The 13844-nt window shown below is 69.3% G+C and carries 14 protein-coding genes; 9 read left to right on the top strand and 5 right to left on the bottom strand.

Features of this window, described 5'->3' with window-relative positions:
* The first annotated feature begins 75 nt into the window (after window positions 1-75).
* Complete coding sequence (locus tag MRAB57_RS20560; RefSeq protein WP_077088985.1) at window positions 76-699, top strand: Rv0361 family membrane protein; 624 nt, start codon at window positions 76-78, stop codon at window positions 697-699.
* Between the two features lie 28 nt (window positions 700-727).
* Here the strand turns inward: MRAB57_RS20560 and MRAB57_RS20555 are convergent, their stop codons facing one another.
* Window positions 728-1087, bottom strand: coding sequence for a HesB/IscA family protein (locus tag MRAB57_RS20555; RefSeq protein ID WP_077088984.1), 360 nt, complete (start codon window positions 1085-1087; stop codon window positions 728-730).
* A 70-nt stretch (window positions 1088-1157) separates the two neighbouring features.
* A complete protein-coding gene (locus MRAB57_RS20550; RefSeq protein WP_077088983.1) occupies window positions 1158-2234 on the bottom strand; it encodes a glycerate kinase family protein in 1077 nt (358 codons plus the stop codon).
* Between the two features lie 253 nt (window positions 2235-2487).
* On the opposite strand from MRAB57_RS20550, the gene MRAB57_RS20545 reads away from it, so the two are divergent.
* From MRAB57_RS20545 to MRAB57_RS20525, 5 genes are all read left to right on the top strand, one after another.
* A complete protein-coding gene (locus MRAB57_RS20545; protein WP_108638115.1) occupies window positions 2488-3123 on the top strand; it encodes a DUF3043 domain-containing protein in 636 nt (211 codons plus the stop codon).
* 27 nt (window positions 3124-3150) lie between these two features.
* Complete coding sequence (locus MRAB57_RS20540) at window positions 3151-3687, top strand: bifunctional adenosylcobinamide kinase/adenosylcobinamide-phosphate guanylyltransferase (RefSeq protein ID WP_077088981.1); 537 nt, start codon at window positions 3151-3153, stop codon at window positions 3685-3687.
* Complete coding sequence (cobT, locus tag MRAB57_RS20535; RefSeq protein ID WP_077088980.1) at window positions 3687-4733, top strand: nicotinate-nucleotide--dimethylbenzimidazole phosphoribosyltransferase; 1047 nt, start codon at window positions 3687-3689, stop codon at window positions 4731-4733. Before MRAB57_RS20540 ends, cobT begins: the two co-directional genes overlap by 1 nt.
* Window positions 4730-5482, top strand: a complete 753-nt coding sequence (locus MRAB57_RS20530; protein WP_077088979.1) for an adenosylcobinamide-GDP ribazoletransferase — start codon at window positions 4730-4732, stop codon at window positions 5480-5482. Before cobT ends, MRAB57_RS20530 begins: the two co-directional genes overlap by 4 nt.
* A 119-nt stretch (window positions 5483-5601) precedes the next feature.
* A complete protein-coding gene (locus MRAB57_RS20525; RefSeq protein WP_077086674.1) occupies window positions 5602-6591 on the top strand; it encodes an IS481 family transposase in 990 nt (329 codons plus the stop codon).
* Here the strand turns inward: MRAB57_RS20525 and MRAB57_RS20520 are convergent.
* Both MRAB57_RS20520 and gcvT read right to left on the bottom strand, forming a co-directional pair.
* Window positions 6588-7694 carry a branched-chain amino acid aminotransferase gene (locus MRAB57_RS20520; protein WP_077088978.1) on the bottom strand — a complete coding sequence of 369 codons (1107 nt, stop codon included), beginning with the start codon at window positions 7692-7694 and terminating at the stop codon, window positions 6588-6590. The two genes, MRAB57_RS20525 and MRAB57_RS20520, sit on opposite strands and share 4 nt — an antisense overlap.
* Before the next feature lie 56 nt (window positions 7695-7750).
* The gene (gene gcvT / locus MRAB57_RS20515) at window positions 7751-8854 is read right to left on the bottom strand and encodes a glycine cleavage system aminomethyltransferase GcvT (RefSeq protein ID WP_077088977.1); all 1104 of its coding nucleotides are present in this window, start codon (window positions 8852-8854) and stop codon (window positions 7751-7753) included.
* A 45-nt stretch (window positions 8855-8899) separates the two neighbouring features.
* Between gcvT and MRAB57_RS20510 the strand changes: the two genes are divergently transcribed.
* The 3 genes from MRAB57_RS20510 to MRAB57_RS20500 all read left to right on the top strand — a co-directional run bounded on the left by MRAB57_RS20510 (window position 8900) and on the right by MRAB57_RS20500 (window position 12029).
* Window positions 8900-10003, top strand: a complete 1104-nt coding sequence (locus tag MRAB57_RS20510; protein WP_077088976.1) for an adenylate/guanylate cyclase domain-containing protein — start codon at window positions 8900-8902, stop codon at window positions 10001-10003.
* Between the two features lie 28 nt (window positions 10004-10031).
* Complete coding sequence (locus MRAB57_RS20505) at window positions 10032-11591, top strand: leucyl aminopeptidase (RefSeq protein WP_077088975.1); 1560 nt, start codon at window positions 10032-10034, stop codon at window positions 11589-11591.
* Window positions 11592-11672: 81 nt separating this feature from the next.
* Window positions 11673-12029 carry an aminopeptidase gene (locus MRAB57_RS20500; RefSeq protein WP_077088974.1) on the top strand — a complete coding sequence of 119 codons (357 nt, stop codon included), beginning with the start codon at window positions 11673-11675 and terminating at the stop codon, window positions 12027-12029.
* Between the two features lie 7 nt (window positions 12030-12036).
* Here MRAB57_RS20500 and MRAB57_RS20495 read toward each other — a convergent pair whose 3' ends face one another.
* Window positions 12037-13821 carry an SDR family oxidoreductase gene (locus MRAB57_RS20495; RefSeq protein WP_077088973.1) on the bottom strand — a complete coding sequence of 595 codons (1785 nt, stop codon included), beginning with the start codon at window positions 13819-13821 and terminating at the stop codon, window positions 12037-12039.
* Window positions 13822-13844 lie beyond the last annotated feature (23 nt).

Raw genomic sequence — 13844 nt, 5'->3', positions numbered from 1 at the left:
ACTCAAGCCGTCGGGACCCGAGCCATTCGGGCACTACCCGCTCCGCGATCCCGTCTACCACCGTAGGAGAACACTATGGGCGGTCCGCACTCGCCGAACCATGCTGTCGGCGGTGACGGACCCGTTCCCTATCCCCAGTCGCAGCCGGTGGACTTTCCGCACGACGTCCCGCCCGGCGATCCGGGCTTCGCGCCGCCGCCGTATCCGCAGCCACGGTCCAAGCGGCGGTTGATCATCGGCCTGCTGCTGGCCATCGGGCTGGTGGCCGTGTTGACGGTGGCGATCGTGTTCGGGGTGCGCACCAACGGCGCCAGCGCCGGCTCCAGCGTGTCGGAGGGGACGGCGAAGACCGCGATCCAGGGCTATCTGGACGCCCTGGAGAGCAAAGACACCGACAGCATCGTCCGCAACGCGCTGTGCGGTCTGTACGACGGCGTCAAGGACAAGCGTTCCGACCAGGCGCTGGCCAAACTGAGCAGCGACGCGTTCCGCAAGCAGTTCTCGCAGGTCCAGTTGACCTCGATCGACAAGATCGTCTATTTGTCCCAGTACCAGGCCCAGGCGCTGTTCACCATGCAGGTGTCGCCGGCCACGGGCGGCCCGATGCGCGGGCAGGTTCAGGGCGTCGCGCAGCTACTCTTCCAGCGCGGCGACATCCTGGTGTGCTCATACGTGCTGCGCACCGGGGGCTCTTACTAGCCAGCCCCCGCGCGCTAGCTGCCGGGCGTCAGTTGAACGAGTCCCCGCAGGCGCACGAACCGGTGGCGTTGGGGTTGTCGATGGTGAAGCCCTGCTTCTCGATGGTGTCGACGAAGTCGATCGAGGCGCCTTGAATGTACGGCGCGCTCATCCGGTCGACCGTCAGCTTCACCCCACCGAACTCCGCGATCAGGTCGCCGTCCAGCGACCGGTCGTCGAAGAACAGGTTGTAGCGCAGTCCAGCGCATCCGCCCGGCTGCACCGCGATGCGCAGCGCCAGGTCGTCGCGTCCCTCTTGGTCCAGCAGGGACTTCGCCTTGGTGGCGGCGGCTTCGGTTAGGATCGCGCCGTGAGTGGTCGTGGCGCTCGTCTCGTTTTGCACCGTCATTACTTCTCCTACATGCCTGTTGTTGGGTGGGTGCCCGGGCACCCGAACCTCTCGGGTAAAACCCACTGCCTCAACGGTACCTCCCGGGACCGCTATTCCCGAGTCGCGCCGCTACCTGTGACGCTAATCCCATCAGCTGGTTTGCCGCGTCGGCCTGCGCCAATCCCACCGAACCGGCGTATTCGGACATCGACAGCGCAGACATGATGCCCGCGGAGCGCACCGCGGTTTTCTCCAGGCTGACCTGGCCGGCCAGCACGATCACCGGAATCCCCAGCGGTCCGGCCGCGTCCGCGAGCGAGCCGACCACCTTGCCGTGCAGGGACTGCTCGTCAAAATGGCCTTCACCAGTGACGATCATGTCCGCCGTCTCCAGGTCGTCGGCCAGGTCGGTGTGCTCGGCAATGATCTCCGCGCCGGACTCGCACCGGCCGCCGAGGGCGAACAACCCGGCGCCGATGCCACCCGCGGCGGCCGCACCCGGTTCGGAGCTGACGTCCCGGCCGGCCAATGCCTCGAGCTTGAGTGCCCACGACTCGAGCCGGACCTCCAGGGCGGCCACGGCGGCGGTGTCCGCGCCCTTCTGCGGCCCGAACACCCGCGCCGTGCCCCAAGGGCCGACCAGCGGGTATTCGGTGTCCGAGGCCGCGATCAGCTCGATGTCGGCCAGTCGCTCGCGGGCGGCTTCCAGCCCGCCGAGTTCGTCGATCATGCCCTGGCCGCCGTCGGTGCAGGCGCTGCCGCCCAGCCCGATCACGATCCGCCTCGCCCCGGCCCGCAGCACCTCGGCGATGAGCTGCCCGACGCCCCTGCTGTGGGCCGCCAGCGCGGTCTCCGGGCTGGGTGGGCAGTCCAGCAGCGCCAGGCCGCAGGCCTGCGCACACTCCAGGTAGGCGGTCGACGGGCCCGGGTCGAATACCCATTCGGCTTCCACGGTCTCGTCCAGCGGGCCGGCGACCTCGATCCGCCGCCGCTCCCCCAGCCGCTTGGCCAGCACCTCGACGAAACCGGGACCGCCGTCGGACTGCGGGGCGACGATGAATCGGTCGCCGGGGCGTGACCGGGTCCAGCCCGTCGCGATCGCCGCCGCGGCCTCTACCGCCGAGAGGCTGTCGCCGAAGCAATCGGGGGCGACCAGCACCCGCATCGCCGGCAGCTGGAGACGACCTGGCGAAACGCCAACGACAGCATCGTCTGAGCCCATCGAACCGTCGTCCATCACCAGCAGCCGTTCATCACTGGTAAGGGTAGGTCCATTTGTTGCACACACGCATATAACGGACCAATGCGTGGGATGGTTGCGGGCGCGTTCGGCGTGCGGGCACCCGCGAAGTAACCTGACGACTGTGAAGCTGTTGGGCCGTAAGAAAACCCAGGACGAGAGCGCGGACAACGCCGCCATGGCGTCCGCCGCTGCGGATGCTGGCCCTTCCGCGGGCGAAACGCAGCGGGTCACGCGCACCGGCCCCAAGGGCCGGCCCACCCCCAAGCGCGGCGCGGCCCGGGGCACCGCAAAGAAGGGTCCGATCGCGCCCGCGCCGCTGACCGCCGCCGAGGCGCGGGCCCGCCGCAAGTCGCTGGAGGGCCCGAAACTCAGCCGCGAGGAGCGCAAGGAGCAACGGACCACCAACCGGTCGCGGATGACGGATCGCCGCGAACGCATGATGGCCGGCGACGAGGCGTACCTGCTGCCGCGCGACCAGGGGCCGGTGCGCCGCTATGTGCGCGACATCGTCGATTCCCGGCGCAACCTGCTCGGCCTGTTCATGCCGACGACGCTGACGTTGCTGTTCATGACGTTCGGCGTCCCACAGCTGCAGCTTTACTTGTCGCCCGCGATGCTGCTGGTCGTGGCCATCATGGGTGTCGACGGGCTGATCCTGGGCCGCAAGGTCAACAGGCTGGTCGACGCGAAGTTCCCGAGCAACACCGAAAGTCATTGGAAGATCGGCCTTTACGCCGCTCAACGGGCTTCCCAGATGCGCCGGATGCGCACCCCCCGGGCCCAAATCGAGCGCGGCGGCAGTGTCGAGTAACCGTCGCCGGAAAGCCGCTTGACGCCGGTGCGCACCCTGGTGCTCGGCGGGATCAGGTCGGGTAAATCCCGGTGGGCCGAACAAGCCATCGCCGAGTCGCTACCGCCCGGACAGGCCGTCCGCTACCTGGCCGCCGACCCAGCCGGCCAGGCCGACCCGGACTGGGCGCGCCGCGTCGCGCAACACCGCGGCCGACGGCCCGCGCACTGGTCGACCGTCGAAACCGATGACATCGCAACCGAATTGCGGCAGTCGCCGGCGACGCCGACGCTGGTCGACGATCTTGGCGGCTGGCTGACCTGCACCATGGACCGCCAGCAGGCGTGGGAGGACGGGTCGGTGGCGGCACCGGTGCAGGAGATGGTCGACGCGGTCGGCGGGTTCGGGTCGACGCTGGTGCTCGTCAGTCCCGAGGTCGGGCTGGCCTTGGTGCCGGCCACCGCGTCCGGCCGCCGCTTCGCCGACGAGCTCGGCTCTCTCAACCAGCGGGTCGCGGCGGTGTGCGACCGGGTGGTGTTGGTGGTGGCCGGGCAGCCGCTGTCGATCAAACCGCCGGGCGCGTAATGGAATTCCCCGAGATCTTGCCGCCCGACGCGGACGCCACCGCGGCCGCCCGCGCCCGCCAGGACAACCTGACCAAGCCGCGCGGCGCGCTCGGCCGCCTCGAAGACCTCTCAGTGTGGGTCGCATCATGTCAGAGCCATTGCCCGCCAAGGCAATTCGAGCGCGCCCGGGTGGTGGTGTTCGCCGGTGACCACGGCGTCGCCCGGTCGGGGGTGTCGGCGTACCCGCCGGAGGTCACCGCCCAGATGGTCGCCAACATCGACGCGGGCGGGGCGACGATCAACGCGCTATCCGACATCGCCGGGACGACGGTGCGCATCGCCGACCTGTCGGTGGACTCGGACCCGCTCTCGGAGCGGATCGGCGCGCACAAGGTGCGTCGCGGCAGCGGGGACATCGCCATGCAGGACGCGCTGACCGACGAGGAGACCGCCCGGGCCATCGCGGCGGGTCAGCGGATCGCCGACGAAGAGGTCGACGGCGGCGCCGACCTGCTGATCGCCGGCGACATGGGGATCGGCAACACAACCGCGGCCGCGGTGCTGGTGGCCGCGCTGACCAACGCCGAGCCGGTCGCGGTGGTGGGCTTCGGAACCGGGATCGACGACGCCGGCTGGGCCCGCAAGACCGCGGCCATCCGGGATGCGCTGTTTCGGGCCCGGGCCGTGCTGCCCGACCCGATCGCATTGCTGCGCTGCTGCGCCGGCGCCGACCTGGCGGCGATCGCGGGCTTCTGCGCCCAGGCCGCGGTGCGCCGGACCCCGCTGCTGCTCGACGGGATGCCGGTGACGGCGGCCGCGCTGGTCGCCGAGCGGATGGCCCCGGGGGCGCGGCAATGGTGGCAGGCCGGCCACCGGTCCACCGAGCCCGGGCATGCGCTGGCCCTCGGGGCGTTGCAGCTGGACCCGATTCTGGATCTGGGCATGCGGCTCGGCGAGGGCAGCGGCGCGGCGGTGGCCCTGCCGGTGTTGCGCGCCGCGGTAGCCGCACTGGCGTCGACGGCGACGTTCGACGAGGCCGGTGTGTCCGATCGGCCTACACCGTGATCCGTTCGGTGGCAACGGCTTTCAGCTTCGGTACGGTGCTGCCCATGCCTGGCTCGCAGGCGATGGGTCGCGGCGCCATGACCGCGCTGCCGGTGGTCGGCGCGACGCTCGGCGCGGTCGCCGCCGGCGTCACGTGGGGCGGCGGCCTGGCGTTCGGCGCATCGAGCCCGCTGGCCGGGCTGCTCGCGGTGACCGCGCTGTTGCTCGCCACCCGCGGCCTGCACCTCGACGGCGTCGCCGACACGGCCGACGGTCTGGGCTGCTACGGGCCGTCGGAGCGCGCACTGGCGGTGATGCACGACGGGTCGACGGGACCGTTCGGCGTCGCGGCGGTGGTGCTGGTGATCGCGTTGCAGGGCCTGGGGTTTGCCGCGCTCGGCGCGGCGTGGCCGCACGGACTGGTCGGCATCGTGGTGGCGGTCGCGGCCGGGCGGGTCACCGCGGTGCTGGCGTGCCGCCGATCGGTGCCCGCGGCCGACGGGAGCGCGCTGGGCGCGCAGGTGGCGGGCACGCAGCCCGCGCCGGTTGCGGCGGCCTGGCTCGCGGTCCTGGTGGCCGCCGCCCTGCTCGCCGGCCCACGCCCGTGGCAGGGCCCGGTCGCGGTGCTGGCGGGGCTGGCCTGCGGGGCGGTGCTGGTGCGCCACTGCGTGCGGCGGTTCGGCGGCATCAGCGGCGACGTGCTGGGCGCGGCGATGGAGCTGACCACGACGGTCAGCGTGGTGGTTCTCGCGGCGCTGGTGCGGTTCTAGGCGGCGGGGGCTAGCTGTACTGACCACGGACGTTGGTGACGGCGTGGCGTGGTGACATGACGAAGACCTCCGAGTGAAGTGCGAGCTGTCTAGGAAAGCACTCACTACCGGAGGTCTTCGTGTCCCACCGTAATGCCCCATTGTCAGAAACGGGTCGGCTGCGGCTTGCTCGTTGTGTTGTCGAGGACGGTTGGCCGCTGCGCCGGGCCGCCGAACGTTTCCAGGTCGCGGTAACCACCGCGGCGCGCTGGGCAGGCCGTTATCGCGCACTTGGGGAGGCCGGCATGGCCGACCGCAGCTCTCGGCCCCATCGCAGCCCGAATCGCACACCCACTCGTAGGGAGCGGCGCATTATCAAGGTCCGCGTTACGCGGCGATGGGGGCCTGCGCGAATCGGCTACTTGCTTGGCCTTCATCCCTCGACCGTGCACCGCGTGCTGGCCCGCTACGGGTTGGCCAAACTGCGTTGGCTAGATCGCCCCACCGGCCGTGTCGTTCGCCGCATCGAGGCAACCCAATGCGGCGAAATGGTCCATGTCGATGTCAAAAAGCTCGGCAAGATCCCCGCTGGCGGCGGGTGGCGGATGCTGGGCAAAGCCGTCGGCAAGCGCAACAAACAGGCCGACAAAAGCGGCGGCATCACAACCCAATACCGCAATCCGCGGCGCGGCTATCACTTTCTGCACACCGCCATCGACGGGTACTCCCGGCTGGTCTACAGCGAACTGCTGACCGACGAGCGCAAAGAAACAGCTGCCGCGTTTTGGATCCGCGCGCAATCGTGGTTCAGCGAACGCGGCATAACAGTACGAAAAGTATTGACCGACAACGGCTCCTGCTATCGATCACACGCATTCAGCGATGCGCTGGGCACCGTTGAACATCGCCGGACCCGCCCGTATCGACCCCAGACGAACGGCAAAGTGGAGAGATTTCACCGCACACTGGCCGACGAGTGGGCCTACGCCCGGCTCTACCGCACCGATGCCGAACGCTGTGAGCAATTCACCACCTGGCTACACATCTACAATCATCACCGCGGCCACACGGCACTCAAAGGTCAACCACCCGCTAGCCGCGTACCTAACCTCTCAGGTCAGTACAGCTAGCCCAGCCGGGTCATCCAGCCGTGGGTGTCGGCGAAGGTGCCGCGCTGGATGCCGGTGAGGGTGTCGCGCAGCGCCATCGTCACCTCGCCGGGTTTTCCATCGGCGACGGTGAATTCACCCTCGCCGTGCTTCACCCGCGCCACCGGGGTGATGACGGCGGCGGTGCCGCAGGCGAACACCTCGGTGATCTCCCCGACGGCGGCCTTCTTCTGCCACTCGTCGATGTCGATCTTTCGCTCCTCGACGCTGAACCCCGCGTCAAGTGCCAACTGCAGCAACGAATCTCGCGTGATACCCGGCAACAGCGAGCCGGACAGCTCCGGGGTCACCAGCCGCGCGGTGCCGCCACTGCCGAACACGAAGAACAGGTTCATCCCGCCCATCTCTTCGACGTAGCGGCGCTCCACCGCGTCCAGCCACACCACTTGGTCGCAACCGTTTTCGGCGGCCTGGGCCTGTGCCAGCAGCGACGCGGCGTAGTTGCCGCCGAACTTGGCCGCACCGGTACCGCCGGGGCAGGCGCGCACGTACTCAGACGACACCCACACGTCGACGGGATTGATGCCGCCCTTGAAGTACGCGCCGGCGGGCGAGGCGATCAACAGGTACCGGTACTGGTTGGCCGGCCGTACCCCGAGCCCGGGCTCCGTCGCGAAAACGAAGGGCCGGAAGTACAGCGCCTCTTCGCCGCCGGCCTGCGGCACCCAGGTGTCGTCGACGGCGACGAGCTGGCGCAACGACTCGAGGAAAACCTCGTCGGGTAATTCGGGTATTGCCAGGCGCCGCGCCGAATTTCGCATTCGGGCCGCATTGGCATCAGGGCGAAACGAGACGATCGAGCCGTCGGCCCAGCGGTAGGCCTTCAGCCCCTCGAAAACCTCCTGGGCGTAGTGCAACACGATCGCCGACGGATCCAGCTGAATCGGCCCGTACGGGATCACCTGCGGGTTGTGCCAACCGCGGCCCTCGACATAGTCGATCGACACCATGTGATCGGTGAAGTATCTGCCGAATCCCGGCTCACGCAAGATCGATTCACGTTCGGCATCGGTCGCCGGGGATGACGCGCGCGAAACCGTGAACTCAAGGGAGCCGGTTGTCATGGCGCCGATTGTATCTGGGCACGCCAGCTGATTTTTGCCGTATGCAGAGTGCGCGCCTAGCGGGTTTTCAGATCGACGAAGGGTGGCCGCACGACTTCGACTTCGACGGCGCGCCCGCGGACGTCGACGGTGATTTGCTGGCCGTCGTCGACTCCGGCGTCGGTGTCGATCAACGCGAGCGCGATGCCGGCCTGCAGTGTCGGCGAGAACGTGCCCGACGTGGTGACCCCGACCGGGGTGTCGCCGGCCAGCACGGTCAGCCCGGGCCGCAACACCCCGCGGCCGACCATACGCAGCCCGCGCAGCAGGCGCCGCGGCCCGGCCTCCTTCTCGGCCAGCAGCGCGTCGCGGCCGAAGAAGGCGTCCTTTTTCCAGCCGATCGCCCAGCCGCAGCGGGCCTGCAGCGGAGAGATGTCCAGCGAAAGTTCGTGTCCGTGCAGCGGGTAACCCATTTCGGTGCGCAGGGTGTCACGCGCGCCCAGGCCGGCGGGCTCGCCGCCGGCCTTCGAGACGGCGGCCACCAACGCGTCGAACACCACGCCCGCGGATTCCCAGGGCGGCAGCAGCTCGTAGCCGTGCTCGCCGGTGTAGCCGGTGCGGCAGACCCGTACCGGCACGCCCGAGAACTCGGCATCGGCATAGCCCATGTAGTCCATCGTGGTGGGCAGCCCCAGCTCGCCGAGCACGCCCGCGGACCGCGGGCCCTGCACCGCCAGCACCGCATAGGAGCGGTGCTCGTTGGTGATCGTGAGGCCGGCGGGCGCGGCGGCCCGCAGCGCCTCGACGACCGCCGCGGTGTTGGCGGCGTTGGGTACCAAAAAGATCTCGTCCTCGCCGACGTAGTAGGCGATGAGATCGTCGATCACGCCGCCGGACTCGTTGCAGCACAACGTGTATTGCGCCTTGCCCGGACCGATGCGGCCGAGGTCGTTGGTGAGTGCGGAGTTGACGAATTGCGCGGCACCCGGGCCGCGGATCAACGCCTTGCCGAGATGGCTGACATCGAACAGGCCCACCGCGTCGCGCGTCGCGTTGTGCTCGCTGACCGTGCCGGCGTAGGACACCGGCATCAGCCAGCCGCCGAACTCGGCGAAATTGGCACCCAATTCGCGATGGCGGTCTTCCAGTGGTCCCTTGAGTAGCTCCGACGCATCGCTCACGCCGTCTCACCCTAATCGGCACCGTTGGGTGGCACACTTGGGTGGGTGTCCGGTTCGCTTGATTTCGACGCGCTTGCGGCCGCCGGAATCGCGAATCCGCGTGAACGGGCGGACCTGCTCAAATATCTGGACGATCTTGGCTTCACCGCCGACGAGATGGTGGAAGCCGAACTCCGCGGCCGGCTGTTCGGCCTGGCCGGTGATGTTTTGTCCTGGTCGGGGCGCCCGATCTACACGTTTGCGACCGCGGCCGAGGAACTCGGGATCGCCGCCGAGGACGTCGCCCGCGCCTGGGAATTGCTGGGCCTGACCGTCGCCGGTCCCGATATCCCGGTGCTCAGCCAGGCCGACGTCGACGCGCTGACCACCTGGCTCGCGCTGCGGGCGGTGGTTGGCCAGGACGGCGCGTTTGGTTTGTTGCGCGTGCTGGGCGCCGCGATGGCCCGGTTGGCCGAGGCCGAGTCGACGATGATCCGCGCCGGTACACCGGACATCCAGATGACCCACACCCGCGACGAGCTGGCCACCGCGCAGGCGTACCGCTCGGTTGCCGAGTTCGTCCCCCGACTCGGCGCGCTGATCGACATCGTGCACCGCCATCACCTGATCGGCGCTCGAACGCACTTCGAGGGCGTCCTGCGCGACACGTCGGCCTCCGTGGTGTGTGGCGTGGGTTTTGCGGATCTGTCGGGCTTCACCGCGCTGACTCAGACGCTCACGCCCGCGCAGTTGTCACATTTGCTCAACGAGTTCGCCGGCACCGTGTCCGACGTGGTGCACGCCGACGGCGGCCGGGTGGTGAAGTTCATCGGCGACGAGGTGATGTGGGTGAGTTCGGATCCCGAGCGGCTGCTGCAGGCGGCGCTCGATCTCGTCGAGCACCCCAAGGCGCGCGAGGAGGGGCTGCAGGTCCGCGCCGGCCTCGCGTACGGGACGGTCGTCGCCATCAACGGCGACTACTTCGGCAACCCGGTCAACCTGGCCGCCCGACTCGTGGCCGCGGCGGCCCCAGAACAGATCCTGGCCACCGCGGAGCTGCATGACGAATTGCCGGACCACCCCGCGGTCGCGTGTGGCCCGTTGACGCTCAAGGGTTTTGACGAGCCGGTGACGGCCTATGACCTACACGCGGGGACGCTGCCGAGCTGAACCTGCCGCAGGACTAGGGTAATTGCCCGTGACCAGCGAACCCGGCTATCAAGCTCCCTCTGTCAATGTCGCCACCTCGTTGCCCAAGCGTGGGGCAAGTTCTTCGGTACTGCTCGTGCCGGTCGTGTCGACCGGTGACGAAGACCGGCCGGGCGCCGTCGTCGCCGCGGCCGAGCCGTTCCTGTCCGCCGAGGTCGTCGCCGAAATCGAGGCCGGTCTGCGCGCGCTGGACGCCACCGGCGGCAACGAGCAGGTGCACCGGCTGGTGGTGCCGTCGCTGCCGGTGGCAAGCGTGCTGACGATCGGCCTGGGCAAGTCGCGGGCCGAGTGGCCGGCCGACGTGATCCGTCGCGCCGCCGGGGTCGCGGCCCGCTCGCTGGGCGGCGCCGAGGCGGTGATGACCACGCTGGCCGAGTTGCCCGGTGCGGGCGTCGGCTCGGCCGCGGTCGAGGGGTTGATCCTGGGCGGCTACCGGTTCACCGCGTTCCGCAGCGAGAAGACCGCGCCGAAAGACAAAGGGCTGGACAAGATCACCGTGCTGGCCTCGGAAAAGGGCGGGGCCAAGGAGGCGAAGCAACAGAGCGCGCACGGCGCGGCCGTCGCGACCGCGGTGGCCACCGCCCGCGACTTCGTCAACACTCCCCCGAGCCATCTGTACCCCGCCGAATTCGCCAAGCGCGCAAGGGCTTTAGGTGAATCGGTCGGCCTCGAAGTGGAGGTGCTCGACGAAAAGGCGCTGCAGAAGGCCGGCTTCGGCGGGATCATGGGCGTCGGACAGGGCTCGTCGCGGCTGCCGCGGCTGGTGCGCCTGACCCACCGCGGTTCGAAGCTGGCGAAGAAGCCGAAGCTGGCCAAGAAGGTGGCGCTGGTCGGCAAGGGCGTCACGTTCGACACCGGCGGCATCTCGATCAAGCCCGCGGCCGGGATGCACCACATGACCTCGGACATGGGCGGGGCGGCCGCGGTGATCGCGACCGTCACACTCGCCGCTCAGCTCAAGCTGCCGATCGACGTCACCGCCACGGTGCCGATGGCCGAGAACATGCCCTCGGGCACCGCGCAGCGGCCCGGCGACGTGCTGACGCAGTACGGCGGGATCACCGTCGAGGTGCAGAACACCGACGCGGAGGGCCGGCTGATCCTGGCCGACGCCATCGTGCGCGCCTGTGAGGACAACCCCGATTACCTGATCGAGACGTCGACGCTGACCGGCGCGCAGACGGTGGCGCTGGGCGCCCGCATCCCCGGGGTGATGGGCAGCGACGAGTTTCGCGACCGCGTCGCGTCGATCTCGCAGCGGGTGGGCGAGAACGGCTGGCCAATGCCGCTTCCCGACGAACTCAAGGACGACCTGAAGTCGACGGTCGCAGATCTGTCCAACATCAGCGGGCAGCGCTTCGCCGGGATGCTGGTGGCGGGTGTGTTCCTGCGCGAATTCGTCGCCGACGGCGTGAATTGGGCGCACATCGACGTGGCCGGCCCGGCCTACAACACCGGTGGCCCGTGGGGGTATTCGCCGAAGGGCGCCACGGGCGTGCCGACCCGCACCATGTTCGCGGTGCTCGAGGACATCGCCGAAAACGGCTAGCCGCGAGGCGAACTGCACCGTTTAGCGCGACGATTCGCTGGCTAACCTCCCCAGCGGTTATTACTCGACAGGAGGCGAATCATGACTGTGCGACGGATAGTCCTCGCGCTGGGCGCAGTGCTGCTGATAGCCGGTGTGATTGGGCTGCTGGTGCCAGTGTCCATCAGCGACGGCAACGGCAATTCGATCGGGTGCGGCAACGCGCTGGTGGCGGACACACAGAACGCCCGCAATGCGACGCAGCAGACCAACAATCAGACCGGTGCGAACATCCCGATCGTGGGCTCCTTCGTCCCGCACTCCCCCGACTATGTGGCGCAATGCCAGTCGGCGGTGGGCGGCCGCCGCGCGTGGACCATCCCATTGACCGTGATCGGGATCATCGGGGTCGCCGGTTCACTGCTGGTGCGACGAAACCAAGGTGCGGGCGCACCCTGATTCAGCGCTAGATCACCCGCATTCGCGCGGCGTTGCGCAGCCCCTGCGGCGCCAGGCGCGAAAGGCCGTACAGCGCATAGGCTTCCGGTGCTACGGGGCGGATCGGCTTCTTCTTCTGGACCGACGACAGGATCGCGTTGGCGACCTTGTCCGGCCCGTAGTGCCGGAGCGCGAACATCTTGCCCAGCTGCCCGCGCCGGCCGTCGACGGCGTCGCCCTGCTTTCCCGCGGGCGCGTCGAATCGGGTGGTGTTGATGATGTTGGTGTCGATCACGCCCGGGCAGATCGTCGTCAGCCCCACCCCGGCGGCGTCGAGCTCGGCGCGCAGGCAGTCGGAGAACATGTAGGTCGCCGCCTTCGACGTGCAGTAGGCGTTCAGCGACTGCAGCGGTGCGTAGGCCGCCATCGACGACACGTTGACGATGTAGCCGCCGGTGCCGCGCTCCACCAGCCGCCGGGCGAAGGACCGGCACCCGTTGACCACGCCGCCCAGGTTGACGTCGAGCACCCGCTCGAACTGCTCGGCCGGGGTGTCCAGGAATCCCCCCGCGTGCCCGATGCCGGCGTTGTTGACGACGATGTCGGGCACGCCGTGCTCGCCGCTGACCCGCTCGGCGAAGGCCTCGACGGCGTCACCGTCGGACACGTCGAGCACATAGGCGTGCGCCACCCCGCCGCGGCTGGCGATCTCGGCGGCGGTGGCCTTGACGGCCGCCTCGTCGATATCGCTGATGACCAGCTCGGCGCCCTCGCGCGCGAACGCGAAGGCCGTCTCGCGGCCGATGCCGCTGCCGGCGCCGGTGACCGAGACCAGGGTGTCGCCGAAGGCGCCGCGCGGACGGCCGACCTGCGCGCGCAGCAGCGCGCGGCTGGGCGCCTTGCCCTCGGCCATGTCGGCGAAGTCGCGCACGGACGCCGCCATCACCTGCGGGTGCGACATCGGTGAGAAGTGACCGGCTTGGATGTCGCGGCGCCACAACCGCGGCACCCAGCGTGCGGACTCGTCGTACCCATACGGCCGCACGTACTTGTCGCGGGTGTTGACGATGAGCTGCACCGGCACGTCGATCACCGGGACACCGGCGGCGCGCCGGCTGCGCGAGAACGAGCGGAAGTAGTTGGCCGGGTACACCTTCACCGATCGACCCGCGTCAGCGGGCATGTCGCCGGCGTGATGGATCAGCTCGTCGGCGATGTTGTCCACCGCGTTGCGCCGCAGTGCCGGAACCGACAGCGCCAGCCGAAGCAGCAGCGGCGCGAGCACCGGGACCGAGAAGAACAGCATGTAGGTGAGCCGCAGGGCCTGACTGATCGAGCGGGCAAACCTGCGGGGGCGCCAGGGCTGGCGCAGTCCGCTGAAGATGTATTCGACGAGCTGGTCCTGGCTCGGTCCGGAGACCGAGGTGAACGTGGCGACCCGGTCGCTGGCGCCCGGACGCTTCAGGTACTCCCAGATCCCCACCGAGCCCCAGTCGTGGGCCAGCACGTGCACCGGCTGGCCGGGGCTCAGCTCGCCGGTCACCGCGGCGAAGTCATCGGCGAAGTGCGCCATGGTGTACGCCGATACGGGCTTGGGCGTCGACGACCGGCCGACGCCGCGGTTGTCGTACCGGATGATTCGAAACCGCTCGCGCAGCAGCGGCACGACCCCGTCCCACAGCACGTGGGAGTCGGGAAAGCCGTGCACCAGCACGACCGTCGGCCCGTCGGGGTTGCCCTCTTCGTAAGCCGCGATGCGCGCGCCGTCGGCGCTCTCGATGAAATGCTGCGATATCTGCTGTGTTGCCGGCATGGGACCCCCACCTGCAATTTGTC

The sequence above is a fragment of the Mycobacterium rhizamassiliense genome (assembly GCF_900157375.1).
In the GTDB taxonomy this organism is placed as follows: Bacteria; Actinomycetota; Actinomycetes; order Mycobacteriales; family Mycobacteriaceae; genus Mycobacterium; species Mycobacterium rhizamassiliense.
This window is presented reverse-complemented; position numbering and strand designations above follow the sequence as displayed.

What these genes read in the sequence shown, in the direction of transcription:
- MRAB57_RS20560 (WP_077088985.1), top strand. Translation starts at nt 76, where the DNA reads ATGGGCGGTCCGCACTCGCCGAACCATGCTGTCGGCGGTGACGGACCC.
- MRAB57_RS20555 (WP_077088984.1), bottom strand. Translation starts at nt 1,087, where the DNA reads ATGACGGTGCAAAACGAGACGAGCGCCACGACCACTCACGGCGCGATC.
- MRAB57_RS20550 (WP_077088983.1), bottom strand. Translation starts at nt 2,234, where the DNA reads ATGCGGGTGCTGGTCGCCCCCGATTGCTTCGGCGACAGCCTCTCGGCG.
- MRAB57_RS20545 (WP_108638115.1), top strand. Translation starts at nt 2,488, where the DNA reads ATGGCGTCCGCCGCTGCGGATGCTGGCCCTTCCGCGGGCGAAACGCAG.
- cobT (WP_077088980.1), top strand. Translation starts at nt 3,687, where the DNA reads ATGGAATTCCCCGAGATCTTGCCGCCCGACGCGGACGCCACCGCGGCC.
- MRAB57_RS20520 (WP_077088978.1), bottom strand. Translation starts at nt 7,694, where the DNA reads ATGACAACCGGCTCCCTTGAGTTCACGGTTTCGCGCGCGTCATCCCCG.
- MRAB57_RS20500 (WP_077088974.1), top strand. Translation starts at nt 11,673, where the DNA reads ATGACTGTGCGACGGATAGTCCTCGCGCTGGGCGCAGTGCTGCTGATA.
- MRAB57_RS20495 (WP_077088973.1), bottom strand. Translation starts at nt 13,821, where the DNA reads ATGCCGGCAACACAGCAGATATCGCAGCATTTCATCGAGAGCGCCGAC.